6 protein-coding genes and 1 pseudogene are annotated in these 11019 nt (G+C 51.7%); 6 read left to right on the forward strand and 1 reads right to left on the reverse strand.

Going from position 1 to position 11019, the window contains the following annotated elements; genetic code table 11:
* Positions 1-169: 169 nt before the first annotated feature.
* From H6A34_RS07155 to H6A34_RS07180, 6 genes are all read left to right on the forward strand, one after another.
* On the forward strand, positions 170-1006 hold the full coding sequence (locus tag H6A34_RS07155) for a GLPGLI family protein (RefSeq protein WP_205104461.1): 837 nt from the start codon (positions 170-172) through the stop codon (positions 1004-1006).
* 482 nt (positions 1007-1488) lie between these two features.
* Positions 1489-2334, forward strand: a complete 846-nt coding sequence (locus tag H6A34_RS07160) for a GLPGLI family protein (RefSeq protein ID WP_205104463.1) — start codon at positions 1489-1491, stop codon at positions 2332-2334.
* Positions 2335-2348: 14 nt separating this feature from the next.
* Complete coding sequence (locus H6A34_RS07165) at positions 2349-3197, forward strand: GLPGLI family protein (RefSeq protein ID WP_205104465.1); 849 nt, start codon at positions 2349-2351, stop codon at positions 3195-3197.
* 25 nt (positions 3198-3222) lie between these two features.
* On the forward strand, positions 3223-5727 hold the full coding sequence (locus H6A34_RS07170; protein ID WP_205104467.1) for a carboxypeptidase regulatory-like domain-containing protein: 2505 nt from the start codon (positions 3223-3225) through the stop codon (positions 5725-5727).
* A 538-nt stretch (positions 5728-6265) separates the two neighbouring features.
* The gene (locus H6A34_RS07175) at positions 6266-7681 is read left to right on the forward strand and encodes a hypothetical protein (protein ID WP_205104469.1); all 1416 of its coding nucleotides are present in this window, start codon (positions 6266-6268) and stop codon (positions 7679-7681) included.
* Positions 7682-7770: 89 nt separating this feature from the next.
* Complete coding sequence (locus H6A34_RS07180) at positions 7771-9978, forward strand: leucine-rich repeat protein (protein ID WP_205104471.1); 2208 nt, start codon at positions 7771-7773, stop codon at positions 9976-9978.
* 296 nt (positions 9979-10274) lie between these two features.
* Here H6A34_RS07180 and H6A34_RS07185 read toward each other — a convergent pair.
* Positions 10275-11019, reverse strand: a pseudogene (locus H6A34_RS07185) (dehydrogenase); the annotation flags it as partial.

Below are 11019 nucleotides of genomic sequence, written 5' to 3' on the forward strand. Positions count from 1 at the left end.
CAATTTCCCGAGTGCAGTTTATCTTATGCAAAGATACGGAAAAACACGCACGCGCATACCTCTAATAATATTTTAGTAATACATTTGGGTAATAAGAGAGTAATATAAATCATTGATTTTATCGGTTAATTGTCGTAACTTTGCGACAAAACCATAAATACTTCATGATATGTCAAGAATTGTTTTATCGTTGGCGGCGCTCCTGGCTGCCGTCGCCGCCACGGCGCAAATCACCGTTTTTCAGCCTATAGACCTTGAGGCGGGCGAGCCGTGCGACACCATGCGCTACGTTGTTTATTATGACTTGGCGTTCGTCGAGGACACTACCGATGCCGCCGACAAGCCCATCAACGAGATGACGCGCCTCGAAGTGGGCGACCATGTGCAGTATTTCTACAGCAACAAGTCGTTCCAGGCCGACTCGGCTAACGCCATAGTGATGAAGAACGGCGGTAATAATTATAACGGCGATGGGCTGATTCAGTGGCGGTTGTACAAGAATTACCCTGCCGTGGGCAAGACTTCGCTGCTCGAGAAGTTCGGCATGGACCGCTTCGTGTGCACCGAAGACTATGCCGCGCCAGCCTGGCAGCCCGTGGCCGACAGCTCGGCGGTAATCCTCGGCTATCAATGCAGCATGGCCGTGGCCACGTATAAGGGGCGCACCTGGTACGCATGGTATGCCGAGGACATACCTCTCGACGCGGGACCGTGGAAGCTCGGCGGACTGCCCGGCCTTATCCTGCGAGCCTACGACGCGCAAAAGCACTACGATTTCACCGCCGCCGGCATTGTCAATGCCGACCCGCAGGCGCTTATATATTATAAAGGTGGAAAGTATGAGCCCGTAAACCGCAAGACGCTCAACGGCATTTACCGCCGCTACTACGCCGACCCCGTGGGCTATATCACCAACAACCCGAAGATTACCGTGCGTTATCGGGACGAGTTCGGCAACGATATACCAAGCCCGAAGAACGAGCCTTATAATCCCATTGAGAAGTAGACGGGCAGGAGCCCCCTCCCAACCTCCCCGAGGGGAGGAGCCGGATAGCGGACGGGTGGCGGGCAGACGAGGAGAAATGTTCAGTCGACAAGTCGACGAGTGACAAGCAGACAAGGAGAAATGCTTTGCTGTCAGCATGCCTTTTTCACCTTTTCACCCTTTCACTTTTTCACCTTTAAAAGTCCCCTTCTTGGCCTTTCCGTAACTGCTTGATAATCAGTGGTTTCCTGAAAGGCGGCAAACCGCGTTGCAAAAGGTGGCCTTTTAGGCGCTAAAAGACGGTCTTTCGGACGGTAAAAGACCGCCTCTTGCAAAACGCCTTGCAGTTAACGGATGTTTTACTGTGCGTAGGCGGGGAGAAAGAAGGCCGTGAGGTATAAGATAAATTAAGTGTTAAACCGTAATAATTTTACCCCCCCCAATGACATTTTGAGTAAATATTGCTATCTTTGCGGTAATTGTATAATGAAAAAATGACGCTTATGAGAAATATGTCAGCAGTGCTTTTCGCAGCCGTTTTAATGCTGCCCGCAGCGGTAAAGGCCGGCGTGGAGAGCTTCAATTTCCGCATGAAACAGGAGGTTTGCGACACAGTGAGGTACGAGATTGCCTATGATATGACCTTCGTCAAGGGTGTGTGGACCGATAAAGTGGACACGCTTACCGAGCCGATGCGCCTCGAGATAGGCGACAGAGCCATGCGTTTCTACAGCTATGCGGCGTTCCGCAGCGACTCGCTCAATGCCGTCAACGCCGCCAACGGTAGCAATGAGTCTCTTTTCGGGGAGTACGTTTCGTGGCAAGTGTACCGCAATTACCCCAAGGACGGGAGCTTCACGTTCCTTGACGACGTGGCCGGCGTAAACTATTTCGCCGTTACCGAGCCGGTGAAGTCGCCCGAATGGACGCCCGTAGCGGACAGCGTTGCCACCATACTCGGCTATCAATGCCGCCTCGCCACGGCGTGGTACAAGGGCCGACAGTGGTTCGTCTGGTATGCCGACGACATCCCGATGGACGCCGGTCCGTGGAAACTCTGCGGACTGCCCGGCCTAATCCTCCGCGCGTATGACGCTAAACGGCAGTACGTTTTCGAGGTTACGGGCCTTCGGAACGTTACCGAGCCAAAGCCGATGATGTACCAGGGACTTGACTATGAGCCAGTAAGCAACGCCACGCTGGTAAAGGAGTATAAACGCTATAATGCCGACCCGTTCGGCTACGACCGCCTTTACAATCCAGATGTGGTCATCGTAACCGACGACGGCAGCGGCAACCCGCTGCCTGCCCCAAAGAACATACCGTTCATCCCGATAGAACTTCAATAAATAATAGGTGTAATATGAAAAAATGTTTGATTAGCATTATGGCCGTCGTCAGCCTGCTGCCAACATGCGCCTTGGCAGGAACCGACGGTTTCAGGAACACCATGCGGCAGGAGGTTTGCGACACGGTGAGGTATATGGTGGCGTATGACATGACCTACGTCAACGATACGACAAAGGCTGAATGGGAACGTAAAACCGAGCCGATGCGACTCGAAATAGGTGACAAAAGCACCAAGTTTTACAGTTATACGGCATATCTTGAAGACTCGCTCAACGCTAAAAGGGAGGCTCGGGGCGAGCAACTGGCCACTTATACGGCCGATGTTACGTGGCAGGTGTACCGCAATTATCCTAAGGAAGGCAGCTTTACGTTCCTCGACGACCTGATAGCGATGAACTATTATGCCGTCACCGAGCCGATGAAATCGCCCGAATGGACACCCGTAGCGGACAGCACCGCCACGATACTTGGCAATGAATGCCACCTCGCCACGGCATGGTACAAAGGCCGGTGGTGGTTCGCCTGGTACGCCGATGATGTGCCCATTGACGCCGGTCCGTGGAAGCTCTGCGGCCTGCCCGGCCTTATCCTCCGCGCGTATGACGGCGGGCGGCAATACGTTTTTGAGGCTACGGCAATGCGACAGGTGGCTGACGGCACGCCTATAATGTATCAAGGTCTTGACTACGAGCCTGTTACTTTCGACCAGCTGATGACGCAATACGAGCGTTATTACGCCGACCCGATAGGTTATCTTGCGCTTTTCACGCCGGGAATGATGACCGCTGACGACGGAAAGAGCGCATCTGAACTGAATACTCCTAAGAACCTGCCGTTCAATCCGATAGAACTGGCGGAGTAAATTGTGACTGATAAATATTGATTCAATGAGAAAACTGCTATTCATTCTTGTTCTTGTGGCGCTTGCTTTGCCGTCTTTCGGGCAGACAACGGTGACCGGCGAGGTGTTCGATTCGCTTTCCTTGAAGCCCGTTCCGAACGCCGCTGTTACGCTGATGCGTGACGGTAAGACCGTAAGTTTTGCCCGTTCGGGTGCTGACGGACGCTTTGAAGTCAGGGCAAAAACGGGCGACAGGGTACAGGTGACGTGCCTCGGGTACATGAAAAAGAGCGTAACAATCACTGAGGGACAGAAGATTGAGGTGTCGTTGACGCAAAAGGCTTTCATGTTGAAGGAGGTTCAGGTGAAGGGAACGCCCGTGTTCGGACGGCAGGACACCATCGTTTTCGACCTGAAACGCTATGCCGGGCAGCGCGATAACTCGCTGAAGGACGTACTGAAGAAGCTCCCCGGCGTTGATGTAGACAAGAACGGCAAGATAACTTTCAACGGAAAGGACATCACGAGGTTTACAGTTGAAGACCTCGATCTTACCGGCGGGCGTTACAACCAGCTGACAGAGGCGCTCAAGGCACGTGACGTTGACAAGGCGGAGGTCGTTGAGCACGACCAGCCCGTTAAGGCTTTGCAGGGCAAAGTGTTCACGGACGACGTGGCGATGAACATCAAGCTACGCCCCGAAGCACGCGACAAGTGGATGTTTACGCTGCGTCCTGAGGTCGTGGTGGGCTTCCCCTTGAAGAAGACGAGGCCGCAGGGAGGCGCCGACGCATTGCAGATTGGCAAGCGGAGGCAGTGGATGTACTCCGCCGATTACGACCAGTCGGGCAAGGACCTGTCACGTAACGACCGTGTGCTGGCCACGGGCGGCATGTCGGCCTACGGCGCGGGGACGAGCGTTCCGGGGTGGTTTTCGGCGCCGACGCTCACCTCTCCGATAGACGAGGAGCGCGTACGTTTCAACCGTTCGGTAAACGTGACGGCGAAAAACACGCGCAAAACCAAGGGCGGAAGCGAACAACGGGTGACGGCAGGATATCTGCACACGGACGAAGAGCAGCAGACGGGCAACACGTCGGTGTATTATTTCGACGGAAGAGACCCCGTACAGACCGATGAAACCGACCGTTCCAGGATGAAGACGGACAGGATTTACGTCGATTTCAACCATAACACGAACACTCAACGGGCGTATGGCAACGAATATTTCAGTCTTACCGGAACGCTGACTGACGGCTACTCGACGTTCACCGGAGCCGAAGGCAACGACGTCAGGCAGCGGGTGAAGCTGCCCGAGATACAAGCCCAGAACACGTTTACCCGCCTGCTGACCCGCGACCGACACTCATGGACGGTCTACTCAACGCTCGACTTTCACTACGCGCCGCAGGAAATGACTGTTGACGGACAGACGCAGAAGCTGAACAACATACTTTATTATGCCGACAATTACGCCCTGCTGACGCTCAACCGCAAATTTCTTACCCACCGTTACACTATCGGCGTAACGGCCGAGCACCTCAACCTGCAGGGCGGACACACGGCACTGACCGTGTACGGGCGGCCCACCTGGGAGTACAAACGCATGAAAACGGTGTTGAGGCTCGCCGTTCCCGTAAACTGGAAGATTCTGACCGAGCGCGGCGAACACTACCTTGACGCCTCGCCCTTGCTGTACGCGAACATCAAGAGCGGTCGCCGCGGCGAGTGGACACTTAGCTCGGGGTACAACATGTCGACAGGAAGTTTCTCGGATTATGCCGTCGGCAGCTATATGTCAGACTACCGCACGCAGGTGGTAAGGTCGGGTATTGTCCCACGTCAGGGCACGTTTCACGCCGGTTTTAGCTATGACTACAAGCGCCCAGTGACCGAACTTTTCATGAGTTTCGGCGCAAACTACAACTATAACCACGGCAACGTGATGACCGACATGACCATCACTGACGGGCAATACCTGCTCGAAACCGTTGCCAATGACTGGCACGGGCAGGCCGTTTCGGCAAAGGCGCTTGTGTCGAAGGGCTTTTTCGACATTCACCTGAAGACCAAACTTGAGCTTAACTATGCCTATGCCACAGGCCAGCAGCTGTCAGAAGGCTCAGTTACTAACTACGCCTCAAATGTATATTCGGCGTCGCCGGAAATCGTTTTTTCGCCGTCTTTCGGCACGTTTACCTATCGCGCCACATTCTCATTGAACAAGATGAAGACCGATGAAATGGGGCAAAACAGCTTGCTCGACTGGACTCAGCACCTCGCTTACACGCAGACGGTAGGCAAGGTGGATATCTCTATTGCCGCCGTTCATTACCGCAACGAACTGCAGTCGGCAGGAGTGATAAACACGCTTTTGGCCGATGCCGGCGTGGTATGGCGCCTGAAAAAGGTACGCCTGTCGGCCGACGTGCGCAACCTGTTCAACAAACGCCGATACACAGTCACCAATTACAGTGGCGTAATGTCGTCAACCAACTATTATGAGCTGCGTCCACGCGAGGTGATACTGACCGCGCAAGTGAGCATTTAGTATAATATAATAAGGTGTAATGCCCGCACCTGCCAAACGTATCATTATTAACGGTTTGGCGGTTGCGGGCATTCGGTTTTAAAAAAGACGGTCTTTTGCTTTCCGAAAGACCGTCTTTTAGCCTGCAAAAGGTGGTCTTTCGCAAGATAAAAAGCCACCTTTTACAATGCCGTAAATTATGGCCTGATTGCCAGGCTGTTAGCTTACGGAATTAATTTTATGTCTGATTATGCGGGTAAATAACCGATAAGACATACGTAAAAGCTGTAAACAAATGTTTCTTAACGGTCTATTTAGTTACACTATTGATATAAAAAGCAGAGAAATAATGGCAGTTTGTCGCAGTGACGAATTATCATTGCCATAATAATCAAACCCTATACATGTAATAAAAAAGTTTAAAACAAAATATTTAATCTACCCGTTTAGTTAAAAAAGATGTTTGATTTAAAATTTCTTTATTAAAAACTTCACGCATTAAAGAAAATGCTTTAGATTTGCATTAATTACATAAGTATAACTTAATAGACCGTTTAGTATGAAAAAACACGACGCATTTCTATTGTTAAGCCTATTCTTTTTTGCGCCAGTACAGGCTCAGAAGAGTAATGTTGCCAACCTTCAGTTGCCGCAAGTGGGCGATCCTGTCATCTCGGAACCCGTAGACGGGGTTGTCGGCCATTCCACACGCGCGTCGGTAGAGCCGATGTATGATTATCCTGCAGGATTGAGTTGCCTCGGCACGCATTCGTCTGAGGAGGAGCCGGTGTGCAACTATCTTTCGCCAAACAAGAACTTTAATGGTGACCATTTCCTTTGGGCGCCGACAGGCAAGAAGGTAAATTACGTTAACACTACGCAGGGTTCGGCGACAGGTTACAACTGGACACTGCCCGGAACGAACGAGGGCACGGCTACAACTGAGGACGCTTCGGTTACATATACACAGCTCGGACATTATCCTTTCCCGACACTTGAATGCTCTGATGCCGGTGGAGGCAAGGCCACTTACCAGGCAGAGGGAGAGATTCTCGTAAGTGGCAGGGCTGAAATAACCACCGCCAACTGCCGTAAATGGGGCGAGCTGGACGCAGGAGGAACGTACAGGCTTGGTAGTTTTCCTCTAAATGGCGGAGCAGGATTTGTCGGAGGCACTAACAGTGCAGGTCTGAGCGGTTTCGGTAACTTGTTCATGACATCACATAGCAATGCCTACATGACCGGAGTGAACGTTTATTTCGCGGCAATGCCTACAAAATACGAGCAGGGTCAGCAACTTTTGCTGCGTGTTTGGTATCCTACGGAGGGCGAAGACGGCAACCTTCAGCTTGACGGATTACCTCTCGAAGCGGTATTTTTGCCGGTAAGCGAGATTCGTAAGGCTCGTGACGGCGAGATATCCGTTAAGAACGCGGCTGTTGCGGAGTTCCGTTTTGAAGAGCCGTTACAGATTTGGGACAAGCCGCTTTTCTTTGTAACGGTTGAAGGTTTCGGTACAGATCCTTCAAAGGCAGACATCTGTATGCTTGCAGAAGTTAATGGGCAAAGCATTCCGGAAGAGCATCTTTCTAATTTGTTGGCACACAATTCGTTAGTAAGTTACGGAGGTATGGGGTATACTGTGCCGGTTAATTATTTTGGAACAATGCCCGGCGCTTCGTTCATGATATGCCCGATAATAGACAATGGCGACGGTGACCCGACGGGAATAGAGTCTGTCGTGGCTGAGGAAAACGGTGAAACCAACGTCAGCATTAATGGAAACGAGCTGAGTGTTGAGAATGTTGAAGGAACCGGCGTGAAGGTATTTGACCTCTGCGGAATGGCTGTGGCTGAGTCGACAATGTCCGGCGGTCGTGCCGTTGTGTCCCTCCCTGGTCACGGTATATATTTAGTTAAGGTGGCATGCCGCAACGGAGGCACAGATGTACGCAAGGTAATGGTGGGCCGGTAATCCGTGCCCGCCGTTCCGGCGGTATATTTATATAATTAAGAAATTAAGCTTTTAGAAAGGCAATAATAATCAATTAAAACAATCCTGTTATGAAAAAATTTACACGTACATTGTTGTCGATGGGACTATTGGCCCTGTCAGCAACGGCCAGCGCACAGGATCATGTGTGGAAATATGTAGCAGCCGGCGACGCTACGAGTTACGCGATACGTGACGACGGTACTCTATGGAGTTGCGGTTGGAACGAGAAGGGACAGATGGGTGTGCCGTCAGTCTCTGAACGTACAGCCGAATGGAGTATGGTAGGTGAGGATACAGACTGGAAAAAGGCTGTTGGCGGCAAGGCTTACGGCTTCTTCATAAAGAACGACGGCTCACTTTGGGCTGTTGGTACGCAGGAAAGCGGAATACAAGGAACGGGCGACGGCGTCGACCATAAGGTACCTGTGCAGGTAGGTACGGACAATGACTGGGCTGATGTGACGGTAGGCCATTTCTGGGGTTACAGTGCCATAGGCCTGAAAACTGACGGAACGATATGGGGTTGGGGCTCAAACTCAAGTTATCAGCTTGGACTTGACGGCGTAAGCTCACGTACTACTCCGGAGCAGATAGGCAAGGATAAAGACTGGAAGATGGTTTCAATCGGTTCTTCGCATACCATAGCGCTGAAGAAAGACGGCACTCTGTGGGGTTGGGGACAGAACTACGGCGGCCAGTTGGGCACCGGCGACTGGGAAAACAAAACGAAACCTGTGCAGATAGGTACGGACAATGACTGGGTATACGTAAAGGCAATAGACAACCGTACTTATGCAATCAAGGCTGACGGAACGTTCTGGGCTACCGGCGACAACGCGAACAATCTGCTCGGTTTTAACCAAACGGCAGACCAGCTGGTAAGTAATTACAACGTGTTTACGCAGGTTACGACCCTTCCCGAGAACATAATATCTTTATCCGGATGTGAGGAGACCCTGACAATGGCGGTCGGAACGGAAGGCAAGATTACTCAAATATATGCCCTGGGCAGCAATAAAAACGGTGGACTTGGCGACGGTAACGGCGTGCTGTATGGTGGCTCGTCGTCTGACAAAATACCGTTTTCTTCAACTCCTGTGGAGCCACTTCTGCCTGAAGGCCTTACCTATACAATGCTTGCGTCGGGACAGAATTATTCGTTCGTGCTTACCGATGACGGCAAACTGTACGGTTGGGGATGCAACAGGGGCGGACAGCTTGGCGACGGAACTGATTACGACCAGCTGCAACTGAGTTATTATAAGAAACCGACGGAAATACCGTGTCCGGGTGGAGCGACACCTGGTGGCGGTGACGAGGACGTAGTAACCGTTGACGCTTCTGACATTCAGACGAACCTGCACAGCGCAGTTGAAATCAAGTTGACCGGAACTTGGAATACGGATAAATTCGCCGAACTGGCAATAGCCTTAGGAACTTCGGGCTTCGGCTCGCCCAACAGCACGCTCATTAAGGTTGACATGAGCGAGGCTCTTATCGAAGAAGGTACAAGCCTGTATGTACAAGGCTCTCTGACAAAGAACGGTGCATTCGTAAACTGCAAGGCATTGGAAACTGTCATAATGCCGGCGGCAAGCGAGGCGGCTAATTTCACCGACTTGACCAATGCCTTCATGAACTGCGAAAAACTTAAGTCGATAGACATGCAGAACTGCTCCGGCCTGACGTCACTCAAGAGCGCATTCTTCGGTTGCGCAGCACTGACTGAGGTGAATATCTCGAGCGCAACGGGACTTACCGGCATGAGCAGCATGCAGAGCACGTTTGAGGACTGCACGTCGCTTGTCAAGGTGGTATTGCCCGCAGAGGTTACGTTCGCTTCTTCGACGTTCGGCGATTGCACGGCATTGGCAGATATCGACTGGACACGCTATGCAGGCACCGAGGCTCCGATATTCTATGTTGACATGTTCTCTGGCATTACTGACCTTAAAGCCATAACGTTGACAATAAGCGAGGACGTTTACGACCTGTTCGCGGCACATGCAAACTGGAGCAAACTGACCCTGAAAGTCGGCACTTCTACGGGTATCGGTAACGTTGAGACCGGTTCGTCAGTAACATTCGACGGCAATACGGTATATGCGTCGCAGCCTGTTTACGCAGTAGGCGTTTACTCAATGTCGGGCGCACTCGTACGCAACAGCGACGTAGTGGAAGGCAGCTGGAGCGTAGCCGACATTCCGTCAGGCGTTTACGTGCTGACTTACACACAGAACGGGGCGAAGAAGTCCGTTAAGATAATCAAGCGCTGATAAGCGCAGTCTATGAAAAGCATGAAGGGCGTATGCGTCGTTTACGGCGTGTACGCCCTTCTTTTTGTCCGTGTTTTCAGACCATTTGAATGCCGTATGGATATGCCTTGTTGTGCGGGACGATTTTCCTTGTTTTCCAAAAGACGGCAAATCGTCTCGTAAAAGATGGCCTTTCGCAAGGTAAAAGGCCGTCTTTTACAGACCAAAAGGCCTCCTTTTGGGAAGCCGTTTGTATCCGCCTGATTGTCAGGCAGATACAAACGGCGTAATAAATGATGTTGAAATGCTGTTTAAGTCTACACAATCGGCAGGCTTATTCCGTTGATTTTCTGGTAAATATCGAGGGCGTAGACGTCGGTCATGCCGCTGATATAGTCGATTACGGCCATGAGGCGGGTCTCCAGGTCGGGCGAGTCGATGTCGTACTGGCTGCTCACACGGCTGATAAGCTGGCGCGAATAGAAGCGCTCCGGGTTGACTGCCGCGTCGACCATAGCCTCCATCAACGTTGCCATTATGCGGAAACCGCTCAGTTCAACGTCAAGTACGGGCTTGCTCTTGTATATCCGTTGTTTCGATAAATCGGCGCATTTACGGTACGCCTCGGCCCTGCGGTCGCCGATGTTGTCTATGAGACAGCCTTTCAGTTCGCCGTTCAGGATGTCCGTTTCATATCTTAGGAAAGTCTCTACGCACGCCTTCTCGAGCGTGCCTATTACGCAGGCGCGCATATAAACCACCTTCTCGTTGCTGTCGGTAATCCCCTCGTCGATAATCCTTTGTCGTATGCGATTTTGCCCCTTTTCATCGAAGAAATCCAGGAAAAGGCGTTCGGTCTCCTCGTAAGACAGGATTTTCAGCTTGTGGGCGTCCTCGATGTCCATTATCTCGTAACAGATGTCGTCGGCAGCCTCGACCAGATACACTAAAGGATGGCGTGCGTACTCGGTGGGCTGGCCGTCGTCTGAACGGCGAATAATGCCCAATTCATCGGCGATTTTCCTGAAAATACGCTCTTCTGAAATGAAAAATCCGAACTTG

The organism is Marseilla massiliensis (genome assembly GCF_016899855.1).
GTDB lineage: Bacteria > Bacteroidota > Bacteroidia > Bacteroidales > Bacteroidaceae > Prevotella.

Coding starts and splice junctions, on each gene's coding strand:
- H6A34_RS07155 (WP_205104461.1), top strand. CDS start 170: ATGTCAAGAATTGTTTTATCGTTGGCGGCGCTCCTGGCTGCCGTCGCC.
- H6A34_RS07160 (WP_205104463.1), top strand. CDS start 1,489: ATGAGAAATATGTCAGCAGTGCTTTTCGCAGCCGTTTTAATGCTGCCC.
- H6A34_RS07165 (WP_205104465.1), top strand. CDS start 2,349: ATGAAAAAATGTTTGATTAGCATTATGGCCGTCGTCAGCCTGCTGCCA.
- H6A34_RS07170 (WP_205104467.1), top strand. CDS start 3,223: ATGAGAAAACTGCTATTCATTCTTGTTCTTGTGGCGCTTGCTTTGCCG.
- H6A34_RS07175 (WP_205104469.1), top strand. CDS start 6,266: ATGAAAAAACACGACGCATTTCTATTGTTAAGCCTATTCTTTTTTGCG.
- H6A34_RS07180 (WP_205104471.1), top strand. CDS start 7,771: ATGAAAAAATTTACACGTACATTGTTGTCGATGGGACTATTGGCCCTG.